This window comes from Burkholderia sp. 9775_39 (assembly GCF_015712225.1).
GTDB lineage: Bacteria > Pseudomonadota > Gammaproteobacteria > Burkholderiales > Burkholderiaceae > Burkholderia > Burkholderia cenocepacia.
Genome location: NZ_JACCQC010000050.1, coordinates 1 through 13,743, shown reverse-complemented (window position 1 = coordinate 13,743; position 13,743 = coordinate 1). Strand labels below are relative to the sequence as shown.

12 protein-coding genes are annotated in these 13,743 nt (G+C 66.0%); 8 read left to right on the top strand and 4 right to left on the bottom strand.

Translation table 11 applies throughout. From position 1 onward, the window contains the following. Window positions 1-60: 60 nt before the first annotated feature. The 4 genes from hydA (at window position 61) to H0X90_RS34345 (ending at window position 4,806) form a co-directional block, all read left to right on the top strand. On the top strand, window positions 61-1,518 hold the full coding sequence (gene hydA, locus H0X90_RS34360; protein WP_006498604.1) for a dihydropyrimidinase: 1,458 nt from the start codon (window positions 61-63) through the stop codon (window positions 1,516-1,518). A 248-nt stretch (window positions 1,519-1,766) separates the two neighbouring features. Next, the gene (locus H0X90_RS34355; protein WP_077188669.1) at window positions 1,767-3,041 is read left to right on the top strand and encodes a NupC/NupG family nucleoside CNT transporter; all 1,275 of its coding nucleotides are present in this window, start codon (window positions 1,767-1,769) and stop codon (window positions 3,039-3,041) included. A gap of 33 nt (window positions 3,042-3,074) precedes the next feature. Beyond that, window positions 3,075-4,391, top strand: coding sequence for a thymidine phosphorylase (gene deoA, locus H0X90_RS34350; protein WP_048985674.1), 1,317 nt, complete (start codon window positions 3,075-3,077; stop codon window positions 4,389-4,391). Window positions 4,392-4,416: 25 nt separating this feature from the next. Continuing rightward, complete coding sequence (locus tag H0X90_RS34345) at window positions 4,417-4,806, top strand: cytidine deaminase (RefSeq protein ID WP_006485641.1); 390 nt, start codon at window positions 4,417-4,419, stop codon at window positions 4,804-4,806. Window positions 4,807-4,839: 33 nt separating this feature from the next. Here H0X90_RS34345 and H0X90_RS34340 read toward each other — a convergent pair whose 3' ends face one another. The 4 genes from H0X90_RS34340 to msrB form a co-directional block, all read right to left on the bottom strand. Continuing rightward, entirely contained in the window at window positions 4,840-5,955 is a 1,116-nt protein-coding gene (locus tag H0X90_RS34340; protein ID WP_034203766.1) for an aromatic ring-hydroxylating dioxygenase subunit alpha, read from the bottom strand. A 237-nt stretch (window positions 5,956-6,192) separates the two neighbouring features. Then, on the bottom strand, window positions 6,193-6,936 hold the full coding sequence (gene msrA, locus H0X90_RS34335) for a peptide-methionine (S)-S-oxide reductase MsrA (RefSeq protein ID WP_048985676.1): 744 nt from the start codon (window positions 6,934-6,936) through the stop codon (window positions 6,193-6,195). Between the two features lie 61 nt (window positions 6,937-6,997). Then, window positions 6,998-8,857 carry a cytochrome c biogenesis protein DipZ gene (locus H0X90_RS34330; RefSeq protein ID WP_059721207.1) on the bottom strand — a complete coding sequence of 620 codons (1,860 nt, stop codon included), beginning with the start codon at window positions 8,855-8,857 and terminating at the stop codon, window positions 6,998-7,000. Between the two features lie 31 nt (window positions 8,858-8,888). Then, a complete protein-coding gene (gene msrB, locus H0X90_RS34325; RefSeq protein ID WP_058903762.1) occupies window positions 8,889-9,419 on the bottom strand; it encodes a peptide-methionine (R)-S-oxide reductase MsrB in 531 nt (176 codons plus the stop codon). Window positions 9,420-9,719: 300 nt separating this feature from the next. Here msrB and H0X90_RS34320 point away from each other — a divergent pair, with 300 nt between their 5' ends. The 4 genes from H0X90_RS34320 to H0X90_RS34305 all read left to right on the top strand — a co-directional run. Continuing rightward, window positions 9,720-10,013, top strand: coding sequence for an Arm DNA-binding domain-containing protein (locus tag H0X90_RS34320; protein WP_059721205.1), 294 nt, complete (start codon window positions 9,720-9,722; stop codon window positions 10,011-10,013). Further along, window positions 9,991-11,076 carry a site-specific integrase gene (locus H0X90_RS34315; protein ID WP_171984209.1) on the top strand — a complete coding sequence of 362 codons (1,086 nt, stop codon included), beginning with the start codon at window positions 9,991-9,993 and terminating at the stop codon, window positions 11,074-11,076. The genes H0X90_RS34320 and H0X90_RS34315 overlap by 23 nt, the downstream gene beginning before the upstream one ends. Before the next feature lie 336 nt (window positions 11,077-11,412). Next, window positions 11,413-11,691, top strand: a complete 279-nt coding sequence (locus H0X90_RS34310; protein ID WP_059721203.1) for an HU family DNA-binding protein — start codon at window positions 11,413-11,415, stop codon at window positions 11,689-11,691. A 1,064-nt stretch (window positions 11,692-12,755) separates the two neighbouring features. Continuing rightward, the coding region (locus H0X90_RS34305) for a phage late control D family protein (protein ID WP_196438389.1) at window positions 12,756-13,743 on the top strand (988 nt) is incomplete at its 3' end.

Here is a 13,743-nt window from a genome sequence, read left to right as displayed (position 1 = left end):
GAGCCGGCTTCGACTCGCACGCGGCATGCGGCACCCGACAGTCAACGAGGAGGCAAGCAAATGGCAATCCTGATTCGTGGCGGCACCGTGGTCGATGCAGACCGTTCCTATCGCGCGGACGTGCTCTGCGCGGACCCGCAGGCCGGCGGCACGATCCTGCAGATCGCGGAGCAGATCGATGCGCCGGCCGGCGCGACCGTCGTCGACGCGCACGACCAGTACGTGATGCCGGGCGGCATCGATCCGCATACGCACATGGAGTTGCCGTTCATGGGCACGCGGGCGAGCGACGATTTCTACTCGGGCACGGCCGCCGGGCTGGCGGGCGGCACGACGAGCATCATCGACTTCGTGATTCCGAGCCCGAAGCAGCCGCTGATGGAGGCATTCCACGAATGGCGTGGCTGGGCCGAGAAATCGGCTTCCGATTACGGCTTTCACGTGGCCGTGACGTGGTGGGACGACAGCGTGCACCGCGACATGGGCACGCTCGTGCGCGAGCATGGCGTGTCGAGCTTCAAGCACTTCATGGCGTACAAGAACGCGATCATGGCCGACGACGAGATCCTCGTGAACAGCTTCACGCGTTCGCTCGAACTCGGCGCGCTGCCGACCGTGCACGCGGAGAACGGCGAGCTCGTGTTCCAGCTGCAAAAGGCGCTGCTCGCGCGCGGGATGACGGGGCCGGAGGCGCATCCGCTGTCGCGGCCGCCGGAGGTGGAAGGCGAGGCCGCGAACCGCGCGATCCGCATCGCGCAGGTGCTCGGCGTGCCCGTGTATATCGTGCACGTGTCGGCGAAGGATGCGGTCGACGTGATCACGCGCGCGCGCAGCGAAGGGCTGCGCGTGTTCGGCGAAGTGCTGCCGGGCCACCTGGTGATCGACGAGGCCGTCTATCGCGACCCGGACTGGACGCGCGCGGCGGCCCACGTGATGAGCCCGCCGTTCCGCTCCGCCGAGCATCGCGAGGCGCTGTGGCGCGGGCTGCAGTCGGGGCAGCTGCATACGACGGCGACCGATCACTGCGTGTTCTGCGCATCGCAGAAGGCGATGGGCCGCAACGATTTCACGAAGATCCCGAACGGCTGCGGCGGCGTCGAGGATCGCATGTCGGTGCTGTGGCATCACGGCGTGAATCATGGCCGCATCACGCCGAACGAGTTCGTGCGGATCACGTCGACGAACGCCGCGCAGATCTTCAACCTGTATCCGCGCAAGGGCGCCGTGCAGGTCGGCGCCGATGCCGACCTCGTCGTATGGGACCCGGCCGCGACGAAGACGATCTCGGTGAACACGCATCACCAGCAGGTCGACTTCAACGTGTTCGAGGGGATGACCGTGCAGGGCGTCGCGACGCACACGCTCACGCGCGGCGCACTCGCCTGGGCCGACGGCGAATTGCGCGCGGTGCGCGGCGCGGGCCGTTACCTGAAGCGCCCGCCCGGTGCCGGCTACTACGAGGCCGCGCGGATCGCGAACCGGCTGCGCGAACCCCATCCGGTCGAACGCGCGGGTTGAGCGATGCGTAGCAGGCGGGGCGTGTCCGTTCGAACGGCGCGCCCCGCGCGCGTTTTCACGAGGTAGGTAGAACAACTGATCAAGTCGTCGAAGCACGAAAAAAGAAGCGATCGACGCCATTGGTCGCGGCGATTTTGGCGACGTTGCCGGCGTGCATATCGAGCGAGTAACATCCACCAACCCGATCACGCGGGTCGCGGGCACGGGCCGCCCGCCGGACAGTTCAAATAGTGAGAAAGGAGCACAAGGTGGATATTCTGCGCAGTCTCCTCGGCATGCTGTTTCTGTTGCTGGTCGCGTATCTGCTGTCGAACAACCGCCGCGCGGTCAGTGGGCGGACCATGATCGCCGCGCTGCTCACGCAGTTCGCGATCGGCGCGCTCGTGCTGTTCGTGCCGTCGGGTCGCGCGGCGCTGGCCGCGGCCGCGGACGGCGTCAACCGCGTGCTCGACATGGGCAATCACGGCATCGCGTTCGTGTTCGGTGGTCTGGTCGACGCACGGATGTTCCAGTTGTTCGGCGACGGCGGGTTCGTGTTCGGCCTGCGCGTGCTGCCGATGATCATCTTCGTCACCGCGCTGATCTCGGTGCTGTACTACATCGGCGTGATGAAGTGGATCGTCGCGATCCTCGGTGCGGGGCTCGCCAGGGTGCTGGGCGTGAGCCGCATCGAGGCGTGTTCGGCCGTCGCGACGATCTTCCTCGGGCAAAGCGAGATGCCCGCGCTCGTGAAGCCGTTCGTGCGCAACATGACGAGCGCCGAGATCTTCACGGTGATGGCGAGCGGGATGGCATCGGTCGCGGGCTCGGTGCTGGTCGGATATGCCGGTCTCGGCGTGAAGATGGAGTACCTGCTCGCCGCGTCGTTCATGGCGGTGCCGGGCGGGCTGCTGTTCGGCAAGCTGCTGTTTCCGACCGTCGAACCGAGCCGCGTGGTGGTCGACGGTCTCGATTTCGACGACAAGCGCGCCGCCAACGTGATCGAGGCGGCCGCCTCCGGTGCATCGGTCGGGCTGCGCATCGCGATCAACGTCGGCGCGATGCTGATCGCGTTCGTCGGGCTCATCGCGCTGATGAACCTGATCGTCGGTGGCGCGGCCGCGTTCGTGGGCTTTCCGCAGGTCACGCTGGTCGGCATCATCGGCCACCTGTTCGCGCCGCTCGCGTGGATCATCGGCGTGCCGTGGCACGATGCGGCGCTGGCCGGCAACTTCATCGGCGAGAAGCTGATCTTCAACGAATTCGTCGCGTACGGCGACCTGTCGCCGTACCTGAAGGGCGGCGCGCATGCGGCGGCGGCCGGCCTGCAGGTGCTCGACCCGAAGACGCTCGCGATCGTGTCGTTCGCGCTGTGCGGCTTCGCGAACTTCTCGTCGATCGCGATTCTCGCCGGCGGCTTCAGCGCGGTCGCGCCCGAGCGCCGCTCGGACGTCGCGCGCCTCGGCTTGCGCGCGCTGACGGCGGCGACGCTGTCGAACCTGATGAGCGCGGCGATTGCCGGCCTGTTTTTCTCGCTGCATTGACAGTAGACTCCGACCGATCGAAGCGAGGCAACGATGTTTCTACCGCAGGAATTCATTCGCAGGAAGCGCGACGGGCAGCCGCTCGATCGCGACGGGATGGCCGCGTTCGTGCGCGGCGTGACCGACGGCAGCGTGACCGAGGGCCAGGTGGCCGCGTTCGCGATGGCCGTGTATTTCAACGACCTGAGCACCGACGAGCGCGTCGCGCTGACGCTCGCGCAGCGCGATTCGGGCGACGTGCTCGACTGGCGCGCGCTCGATCTCGACGGGCCGGTGATCGACAAGCATTCGACGGGCGGCGTCGGCGACGTCGTGTCGCTGATGCTCGGGCCGATGGTGGCCGCGTGCGGCGGCTACGTGCCGATGATCTCGGGGCGCGGGCTCGGTCACACCGGCGGCACGCTCGACAAGCTCAGCGCGATTCCCGGTTACGACGTGATGCCCGCCACGGACGCGTTTCGTCGCACGGTGCGCGAGGTCGGCGTCGCGATCATCGGGCAGACCGCGCGGCTCGCGCCGGCCGACAAGCGCATCTATGCGATCCGCGACGTGACGGCGACCGTCGAATCGGTCGCGATGATCACCGCGTCGATCCTGTCGAAGAAACTCGCGGCCGGGCTCGACGGGCTCGTGATGGACGTCAAGGTCGGCTCCGGCGCGTTCATGCCGACCGCGGAGAAATCGGCGGAACTGGCCCGCAGCATCGTCGACGTCGGCAACGGCGCCGGCATGAAGACGACTGCGATCCTCACCGACATGAACCAGTCGCTCGCGCCGTGCGCGGGCAACGCGCTCGAGGTTGCGTGCGCGATCGACTACCTGACCGGCAAGTCGCGTCCCGCGCGGTTGCACGACGTGACGATGGCGTTGTCGGCCGAGTTGCTCGTGACCGGCGGGCTGGCGCGCGACGTCGGCCACGCGCGCGAGAAGCTGCAGCAGGCGCTCGATTCGGGCGCGGCGGCCGAGCGTTTCGCGCGCATGGTCGTCGCGCTCGGTGGCCCCGCCGACCTGCTCGACGCGCCCGCACGGCATCTGGCGCGCGCGGCGGTGATCGTGCCGGTTCCGGCGCCCGCGAGCGGCGTGGTGCAGCGCGTCGATTGCCGCGCGCTCGGGCTGGCGGTGGTCGCGCTCGGCGGCGGCCGCACGCGCGCGGAGGATGCGATCGACGTCAGCGTCGGCCTGTCGGCGCTCGTGGAGATCGGGCAACGCGTCGAAGCGGGCGAGCCGCTCGGTTTCGTGCACGCCCGTGACGAAGCGACCGCGGCGCATGCGGCGGACGCGATTCGCCGCGGCTACGTGCTCGGCGACACGGGCGAAGTGCCGCCGACCCTTTACCAGCGGGTCGACTGACCCTGCTCCCGGAGGCCTCACCACGATGGAACGAGACGAACTGATCGAACAGGCGAAGGCGGCGCGCGAGCGCGCGTATGCGCCGTACTCGCGCTTCAAGGTCGGCGCGGCGCTGCAGGCGCGCGACGGCACGGTTTTCCACGGCTGCAACGTCGAGAACGCGTCGTACGGACTGTGCAATTGCGCGGAACGCACGGCGTTGTTCGCGGCGATCGCCGCCGGCTATCGGCCCGGGGATTTCGCGCGGCTCGCGGTCGTCGGCGACACGGACGGCCCGATCGCGCCGTGCGGCGCGTGTCGTCAGGTGATCATCGAGATCGGCAAGCCCGACATCGAAGTGATCCTGACCAACCTGAAAGGGGCCGTCGAGATCACGACGGCCCGCGCGTTGCTGCCGGGCGCGTTCATGCTGTAACCACACGCGCCGCGGCGAGATGCGCGCGTCGCCTCATGCGCTGTCACGCGCGTCGCGGATCGGGATCACGGTGCGCGCGCCGCACTGGCGCAGCAGGTCGCGCAGCTCGTTGATGACCGGGAACACCTCGTGATTCCAGTCGGCGCCCTGCTGGTCATGCGCTTCCTGCTCTCGTTCGACGATCCAGCGATCCTCGCGGAAGATGCGCTCGGTGAACCATACGAGCAGCGGCCACGCGAGATCGAGCGCGAACGGGATGCCGGGCTTGTGGATCGACAGCAGCCCGAACGTGCGGTTGGTGCGCTGCTCGGCGTCGAGCGGCACGTAGACGATCCACAGGTCCATCACGAGCGTGCCTTCGCTCGACCGGATCCGCAGCGTCTGGTACGGATACTCGGTGCGCACCGTCATCACGCTCTTGTTGGCCTGGTCGCCGGGCTTCTTGCTCGAACCGAACACGAGCGCCTCGCCGACCGGCTGCTTGCCTTCCATCCGCGCGAACGTGTAGTCGACCTCGACCCAGTCGTCGCCGCGGCGGCGGCCCACGGAGCGTGCGCGCATCTGGCCCATCTGCTTGCGGTGCAGGAACTGATGGTTCATGTCCATCAGGTTCTCGTGCATGAACGAATAGTGGCACTTGACTTCGCGGCCGAAGCGGCGTGTCTTGAACGCTCGATCGTCCGCCGATTCGAGCGCGGGGAACGGCCGTGCCTCGGCGAGCGTGGCGTCTCCCGGGAACACGAAGATCAGCCCGTGCGCCTCGCGGCACGGATACGCGCGCACGCCGTTGGGCAAGCGTTCGCGGCCGAGGTAGGGCACGTCGACACAGCGGCCGCTGTCGCACGCGTAGGTCCAGCCGTGATAGCAGCAGCGCAGCGTTTCGCCGCTCACGACGCCTGCGTGCAGCGGCACCTGGCGGTGCGCGCAACGATCTTCGAGCGCATACACGGCGCCCGATTCGGTGCGCACGAGCACGATCGGATCGCCGGCGAAGCGCACGCCGAGCGTCTTGCCGCGCTTGAGCTCGCGCGACCACGCGAGCGGGTACCAGTGATCGGGGTGAATGGGCACGCGGCGCAGGTCGCGCACGACCGCGCCGGTGGACGGTTCTTCGAGGGTATTGCTGTCAGGCAAAGGCACTGCGCGCATGCGTGACGCCTCCTGGCTGGGCGGGTGGTCCGGATGCCGCATCATGCGGCGAGGATCAGGAGAAGTCTACGCGAAGTTGCCGGCCGCGGCGGACGCGATGCGGGTTTGCCCCGGCGTCGCGTCCGCCGATTCGTTGATGCGGCGCAAAGCGGCCGCTGCCGGCGCCTGGCGTGGCGGGCCGGCCCGGCTGTGCGGCGGGCGGCCTCCCGTCGCGCGGCAGGGTGAGTGACACGCGGCTCACAAGCGCGCTTCGCGCCACAGCACCGCGTCGGCACGGTACAGCGCCGGGAAGCGCTGCTTCAGCCCGGCGACCTTCGGCAGGTCGTTGAACGCGATATACGGCGCATCCGGATGCAGTTCGAGGTAGTTCTGATGATAGGCCTCGGCCGGATAGAACCCCTTGTAGGCTTCCACGCGCGTGACCACGGGCGCCGGAAACACATGCGCGCTGCCGAGCTGCGCGATGTACGCGGTCGCGACCGCGCGTTGCTGCGCGGTGGTCGGGAAGATCGCGGACCGGTACTGCGAGCCTTCGTCGGGGCCCTGCCGGTTCAGCTCGGTCGGGTCGTGCGCGACCGAGAAGAACACCTGCAGCAGCCGGCCGTACGTGATCTGCGTCGGGTCGTAGACGATCCGCACCGATTCCGCGTGCCCCGTCAGCCCCGAGCCGACGAGCGCGTAGTGCGCGGTTTCGGACGCGCCTCCCGCATAGCCGGCGGTGACCTGCTTCACGCCCTTCACGTGCTCGAACACGCCCTGCACGCCCCAGAAGCAGCCGCCGGCGAGCACGGCCGTTTCGTCGTGCGACGCGCCGGGCGTTTCGTCGAGCGTCGGTGCGGGCGCGGTGCGCATCGGCTCCGCGGAATTGACGATGCGCTGGTAGCCGAACACGGCGGCGGCTGCCACGGCAACGGCGCCGATGCGGCGCAGCATGGTCGCGCGCCGTCGTGCGGCGGCATCGTGGGTCGGGATCGGGATCATCTCTTGCTCCTTCGGACTGCGTTGAAAAAAGCCGGTGCTCGGAGGGCGGTGGCGCGCGCAATCAACCGAACGTGAACGCGTACGCATCGACGCCCGGATCGAGGAACTCGATCGCGAACGTGCGATCGGCGATCGCGCCCGGCTGCCGGACGAGCTGGTACAGGCGCTGGCCGGTGACGGTGCCGTAGCCTTGCGCATCGACGTCGGCGCCATGCGCGGCCCCGGGCGCCGCGCCGTCGAGCGTCACCCGAAAGCGCACGGGCCGGCCGTTCGCACCGGGGCCGAGCACGAGGTGCAGGTCGCGCGCATGGAAGCGGTAGACGATCCGGCCATCCGGTGCGGCCAGCGACGCGCGTTCGGCGCCGACGTTCCACGTGCCCGCGAGACCCCAGCCGTTGAGATCCGGGCTGCCCGGCGCGTCGTAGCGGTGCGCCGCGTCGCGCACGACGCCGCCCGGCGACGCGAAGCTTTCCGCGCGCGCATAGCCGACATAGGTTTCGGGCGAACGGACGTCCGCGCTGTCGGCGGCGGCGAGCGCACCCTTCGCGGGCGCGCCGGCGAGCCCGAGCGGCACGTTCAGCGCGTCCGGATGGCCGGCTTCGGCGAGCAGCGACTGGATCGCGCGTTCGGACTGTGCGTATTCGCCTTCGCCGAAGTGGTGATGGCGGATCCGCCCTTGCGCGTCGATGAAGTAGTGCGCGGGCCAGTATTCGTTGTTGAATGCGCGCCAGATCGCATAGCCGTTGTCGATCGCGACCGGGTAGTCGATGCCGAGGTCGTGCACGGCCTTCTTCACGTTGCCGATGTCGCGCTCGAACGCGAACTCCGGCGCGTGCACGCCGATCACGACGAGTCCGTACGGCGCGTACTTGCGTGCCCAGGCGGTCGTGTACGGCAGCGTGCGCAGGCAGTTGATGCACGAATACGTCCAGAAATCGACCAGCACGACCTTGCCGCGCAGGCCGGCCGCCGTCAGCGGCGGCGAGTTCAGCCACTGCACCGCGCCGTCGAGCGACGGCAGCGTACCTTCGACGGGCAGCGCGGCCGCGGTCCCGCCGGCCGCGCGCATCATCGCGCTGCCGGCCATTGCAGCGCCGCCGGCCTGCGGGCCATCCGTCGCGGCGGCCATCATCGCGCCGCCCGTCGCGTTGTCGGCGGCGCCGGTCGCCGGCGTTGCCGCCGGCGCGCCGTTCGAGCGCCCGCCGAGGCGGTCGACGAGCTTCGTTTCGAGCCCGCCGGTGGTGACGGTCGACAGCTGCGCCAGGGCGCCGGTGTCGAGGCCGAGCGCGATCGCGCCGACACCGGCCAGCAGCGCCGCGCCGATCCCGCGCCGGATCCATTCGCCGGCGCCGAGCGAGCGCTTCATCGCGGCGAACACCTTGCCGCCGATCACGAGCGCGACGCCGAGCGAGGTCGCCGCGCCGGCCGCATACGCGACGAGCAGCAGCGTCGTGCCGACGCTCGCGCCGCGCAATGCGGCGCCGGTCAGCACGAGACCGAGGATCGGGCCCGCGCACGGCGCCCACAGCAGACCCGTCGCGACGCCGAGCAGCAGCGACGACGCCGGGCCGGCCGGGCGGCCGTCGCGTTGTGCGAATCCGGTGAGCCGGTTGCCGGCGGCGACCAGCGGGCGCGTCAGGTGTTCCGCGAAGCGCGGCATCAGCAGCGTCAGGCCGAACACCGCGAGCAGCACGATCGCGATCCAGCGGCCGGCCTGGTTGGCCTGCGCGACCCAGCCGCCGCCGACGGCGGCGAGCGTCGCGACGACGGCGAACGTGAGCGCCATGCCGGCGAGCAGCGGCAGGCCGGTGCGCACGAACGGCTGGTCGGCGCGCGCGAACACGAACGGCAGCACGGGCAGGATGCACGGGCTCAGGATCGTGAGCACGCCGCCGAGATAGGCAAGGACGATGAGCAGCATGATGCGTTCTCCAGTCGGTCGGGGGGCCGGATCAGGCGGCAGCCGGGTGGAAGGCGAGCGCGACGCCGTTCATGCAGTAGCGCAGGCCGGTCGGCGCCGGGCCGTCGTCGAACACATGGCCGAGATGGCCGCCGCAGCGGCGGCAGTGCACTTCGGTGCGGACCATCCCGAACGACGCGTCGGTGTCGGTGCCGACCGCGTGGTCGAGCGGTTTCCAGAAGCTCGGCCAGCCCGTATGGCTGTCGAACTTGGTGGCCGACGAGAACAGCGCGAGGTCGCAGCCGGCGCACGCGAACGTGCCGGGCCGGTGCTCGGCGTTCAGCGGGCTGCTGTACGGCCGCTCGGTGCCGGCTTCGCGCAGGACCGTGTATTGGGCGGGCGTGAGCCGGCGATGCCATTCGGCGTCGCTGAGCGTGATCTCGAACGGGGCGGCCTTGGGCGAGCCGGCGGGCGGCGCGGCGAGCGCGCGGCCGACCAGCGCGCGGCGGCCGGCGGACGACAGCGCCGCGAGCGCGGCGAGACCGGTGGCGCCGGCGAACAGCAGATGTCTGCGGGTGGGCATGATGGGCTCCTGGAAGCAGGTCCTGAAAACATGCGCCTATCGTAGGCAGCGGCCGGTGTCGAAGTCCTCACGGAAAGTTAAATGAATTGTGATTATTTTCCGGGTGTTCCGGCCAAGTCCGGTGAAATCCATCAAAGCCCCGTCTGACAAGGGTTTGCAGGGTATTCGTGGTCCGTCCACTTCCGCGGAAATCCCGCACGAGCCGCAACTTTTTAGTGTCTTTTTAGTGTTCGTGGTGTGGGGCAGGCTCTGCTTGGGATGCACGAGCCGACCCGATGACGAAATCAATGGAGGGCGATCATGGGTGCACTGACGGTCAGGCAAATCGAAGCCGCAAGGGCGACCGGAAAGCGGTATTTCCTGTCGGATGGGCGTGGACTGTTCCTGCGTGTCGGCCCGGCCGGCGGAAAGATCTGGTTTGTTCGCGCCAGCATCAACGGCAAGCCGCTCGGCAAGGCGTGGGCACGCTCGACCACAGATGCGCAGCTGTTCCTCGAGGATGCACGCGCAGCGGCGGCGACGATTCGTTCACAAGCGCACGACGGTGTGGACTATCTCGAAGCGAAGAAGCGTGAATGCCAGGCGAGGGTTTAAAAAGGCGGCGATGGCGGACCTCACGTTCGGCGACTTATTCGACGCGTGGTTCGCGACCATCAACAAGAAGCGCGGCAAGAAAGGCCGGAAGGATGGCGGTAAGTCGCTTCGAAGTGCGATGGAAAAACATATGCTGCCGTCTCTCCGTACATACAGGATCGCAGGCGTGTTTGCGTCGAACGTTCTGCCGCTGCTTACCGCGATTTCCGACGGGGGACACAACCGGCAAGCGGTCGAGATGTTGATCACGATCCAGCAAATGATTCGGTGGGGCGAACGAAATCAGCCGTGGAAGCGATTGCTGATCGATTGCGATGTGCTCGCGCTTGCAAAAGAGGATGTCGTTTCAGGTGATTACGACCCGGTGCGTGGCAATGAGCGTAACCGGACGCTTACGGACGACGAAATCCGACTACTCGGTGACCTGATTCCAGCCGTGCGGCTTCCACGTTCCATTGAGTCAGCGGTATGGGTGATGCTTGCGTGCGGAACACGCGTCGGCGAAACGCTCCTGACGCGCTGGACCGATCTCGACTTCAAGGCACGGACGTGGACAATTCCAAAGGAACGCACGAAGTCGAACGCGGCGATCACGATTCATCTGTCCGATTTCGTTCTTGCACAGTTTGCAGCGCAGCAGGTCGTGCGCGCCGGCATGCCTGAAGGCGACGCACGCCGCGAATATGTGTTTCCGTCGGAGAAGGGCAAACTTCCGCACGTCAGTATTCATACGACCTGCGGGGCGATCCATGACCGGCAACGCCCGAAGGATGCACCTACCGAAGGCCGCACAAGGGCAACCGATGCACTCACAGTCCCGGGTGGCCAATGGAAATGTCATGACCTGCGCCGGACGTGCGCAACGATGATGCAGTCGCTCGGCATCGCAGAAAGCATCGTGCATCGATGCTTGAACCACGCGCGCAATGATCCGCTTGATCGAATCTATTTGCAGTTCGACTATGACGCGCAGATGCGCGATGCGTGGCGGCGATGGGGCGACCGTTTGTCGGTATTGCTTGGCACGAGTACAGAAAACGTACGCTTTCTGTTCGCGCCGTAGTCGGGGAGCGTTTCTCCGCAGAGGGAAGAGGGAATATGTAACCCTGATAATACGAGTTATCACGGTTAAAGGTGCCCGAGAATCGACGGGGATGCCGTGCTTCATTCCTGTTCCCTCGAGACATTCCATCGGTGTGGGGCGCCTATAGGGGCAAGTGCGGTGGCCGCCGGGTACCGATGGTCGTGCCCGTGGTCCGCAGTGGTAAGTGCGCAGGTTGCCACGAGCGGAAGAGTGCAGGTTCTGGCGGGTACTGGCTGCATCGGCCGCCCTGCGGTTTGCGTGTTGACCGTTGGATGCGGTAGGGTGCGACTTTGACTTTATGATCCGGACAAGTCCATGAACAAACAGGAACTCATCGACGCGGTCGTCGCGGGCGCGGGTGTCAGCAAAAGCGACGCGAGCAAAACTGTTCAGGCGGTGCTGGATGCGATCACGGACGCGGTGAGCCGCGACGAAGCGGTGCAGCTCATCGGCTTCGGGGCATTTTCGCGGGGGCAGCGCTCAGCGCGTACCGGTCGCAATCCGACGACGGGCGAGGAGATCGCTATTGCCGCAGCAAATACTGTGAAGTTCGCCGCCGGTAAGGCGTTTAAGGACGCAGTGAACGGATCGTGACATCGTGCGAGTTGCGCCTGGCCGCCTAGGCGGGGTCGCCTCCGTGAGAACGCCAGTGTCGTCGCGTTCGTGCGGGTGCACGAGTCTGACTTGATTTGCCGGTCTACCGAATTGTGCAGACAGTGTCTGCACAATTCGGTAGACCGGCTCCAAGTTCGCGACAAACGTGGAGCGCGCCTCAGTCCAGCAATAGCGACTCGTCCGCTGTTCGTGAGTTCGTATACGCGGAACGGAGCTTCGCCGACGCGTGGCGTCAGCGATACCCGCTGGACCACTCGTTCTGTTGTTTGGGCCGTTGATTAAGCAATGCGAAAACACTGTCCCGTGCGCCGCCGCGCGATGACGAAGCGCAATTGCACCCACTTCCCGCCGACAAAATCCGCCGCTTGTCGCTCAAGCACCATCTCGCGTTTGCAGCGCTATGTGGCGGATGCGGCGACGTTGAGTTGATCGCCACGCTGTCCAATATGCTCGCACCTGCGTTTTACCCGCGTGCGGACTGCAATGCCGAACTATATCGCTGCGCGGATTCCGCCCTCGCTCAATGCGTTGCGCGGGTAGAGTGCGGGCGCTCGTGGGCCTTAACGGACGCTGAGCGGACTGCATTCGAACCGTTGCGTCTTGTCCATGACGAGCAACTTGCTGCAGTGCCTGTCCATCGCTACCTTGAAACGCATGGAATGCATGCGACAGGTTCTCGAAGCCATCAACGTTACTGCGTGCCCGAGCGTGTATGTACAGCCGATTTCTCCGAGTGGAATCCTCACCTCTCTCGAGATGCTCGACGCGGAGAAAGGGATACCCTTGGATCCTACGGCTGCCCGTTTCTTCAACGATCTCGATTTCGAAGTATTCGAGTATCACGCAACACATAAGCCATTCATTCAAGCGGATGTAATTTTCTATCGACCCGACAAATAAGTAGGAATGCGATAGAAGTTGGTTTGACAGCATTAACCATTTTTTTGAGATTCGAGAGATCCGCCGTTCTGTACAATCGCGTGTGAGGGCAAAGCGCGCTTACCGCTTAGCAAGCGGGCGTAATAAAAAAGAAAGGTATGCAGATGGATGCACGTAATCTGATGAAAATCATTCGAGGCGGGCTAATTCAGCAGGACCGACTTCTGAAGCTCGACACTTCGTTAGGGCACGACGTCTTGCTGCCGCAGCAGATGATCGGTGATACGCGACTGGGGCGCGATTTTGAGTTTGTCGTCGACGTCGTTTCAACGACGTCGAGCGTCGAGCTTAAGAAACTTATCGCGCAACCCGCGACGCTATGGATCCAACAGGGTGATGGTTCGTACGCGTCGCATAACGGTTACGTGCATACTGCGAGACGTCTTGGTGCTGACGGCGGGCTGACATTTCACCAGCTCACGATCTCCTCGTGGATGCACTTCCTGCGATTTCGTCGCGACCAAAAGATCTGGCAGGACAAACCGGTCGATGCGATCGTCACCGACGTTTTCAACGCTCATCCCCAAGCACGCGGCTTCTTCGAGTTTCATCTGTCCCGGACCCTGCCGTCGCTCTCCTTCTGCCGCCAGGACGAAACTGATTGGAATTTCGTCCACCGGCTCCTTGAATCGGAAGGGCTCTACGGCTACTGGAAGCACGACAGCGACGGCAAAGCACATCGGCTCGTCATCACCGATCGCCTGACGGCACTCGACGAGCCAGTGCCGCTCACGTTTTCACGCGCGGGAACCACAGTCGCATCGGACGCACTCACGCAATGGAGCGGCACACGCATCCTGCAGAGTACGTCGTTGACCACTCGTACGTTCGATTACAAGAACCCCGCTAGCACGTTTAACGCGAAGGGCACGTCGTTGCCGACAATGCCGAACCAGGGCGAGTTACCAGAGCAAGCTGAGGTGTATCAGTACACCGGCGCGTACACCTTTATGGCCCAGGACCGGGGTGACGCGCTTTCGAAAATCCGCCTCGAAGAATGGGAATCGCGGTCGAAGCGCTTTTTTGGTATCGGTGGATGGCGAGCAGCTGACGCTGGCAAACGTTTCACGTTGAACGGACATCCCGATCACG

What these genes read in the sequence shown, in the direction of transcription:
- H0X90_RS34345 (WP_006485641.1), top strand. Translation starts at nt 4,417, where the DNA reads ATGGAACGAGACGAACTGATCGAACAGGCGAAGGCGGCGCGCGAGCGC.
- H0X90_RS34310 (WP_059721203.1), top strand. Translation starts at nt 11,413, where the DNA reads ATGAACAAACAGGAACTCATCGACGCGGTCGTCGCGGGCGCGGGTGTC.
- deoA (WP_048985674.1), top strand. Translation starts at nt 3,075, where the DNA reads ATGTTTCTACCGCAGGAATTCATTCGCAGGAAGCGCGACGGGCAGCCG.
- H0X90_RS34340 (WP_034203766.1), bottom strand. Translation starts at nt 5,955, where the DNA reads ATGCGCGCAGTGCCTTTGCCTGACAGCAATACCCTCGAAGAACCGTCC.
- hydA (WP_006498604.1), top strand. Translation starts at nt 61, where the DNA reads ATGGCAATCCTGATTCGTGGCGGCACCGTGGTCGATGCAGACCGTTCC.
- msrA (WP_048985676.1), bottom strand. Translation starts at nt 6,936, where the DNA reads ATGATCCCGATCCCGACCCACGATGCCGCCGCACGACGGCGCGCGACC.
- H0X90_RS34320 (WP_059721205.1), top strand. Translation starts at nt 9,720, where the DNA reads ATGGGTGCACTGACGGTCAGGCAAATCGAAGCCGCAAGGGCGACCGGA.
- H0X90_RS34330 (WP_059721207.1), bottom strand. Translation starts at nt 8,857, where the DNA reads ATGCTGCTCATCGTCCTTGCCTATCTCGGCGGCGTGCTCACGATCCTG.
- msrB (WP_058903762.1), bottom strand. Translation starts at nt 9,419, where the DNA reads ATGCCCACCCGCAGACATCTGCTGTTCGCCGGCGCCACCGGTCTCGCC.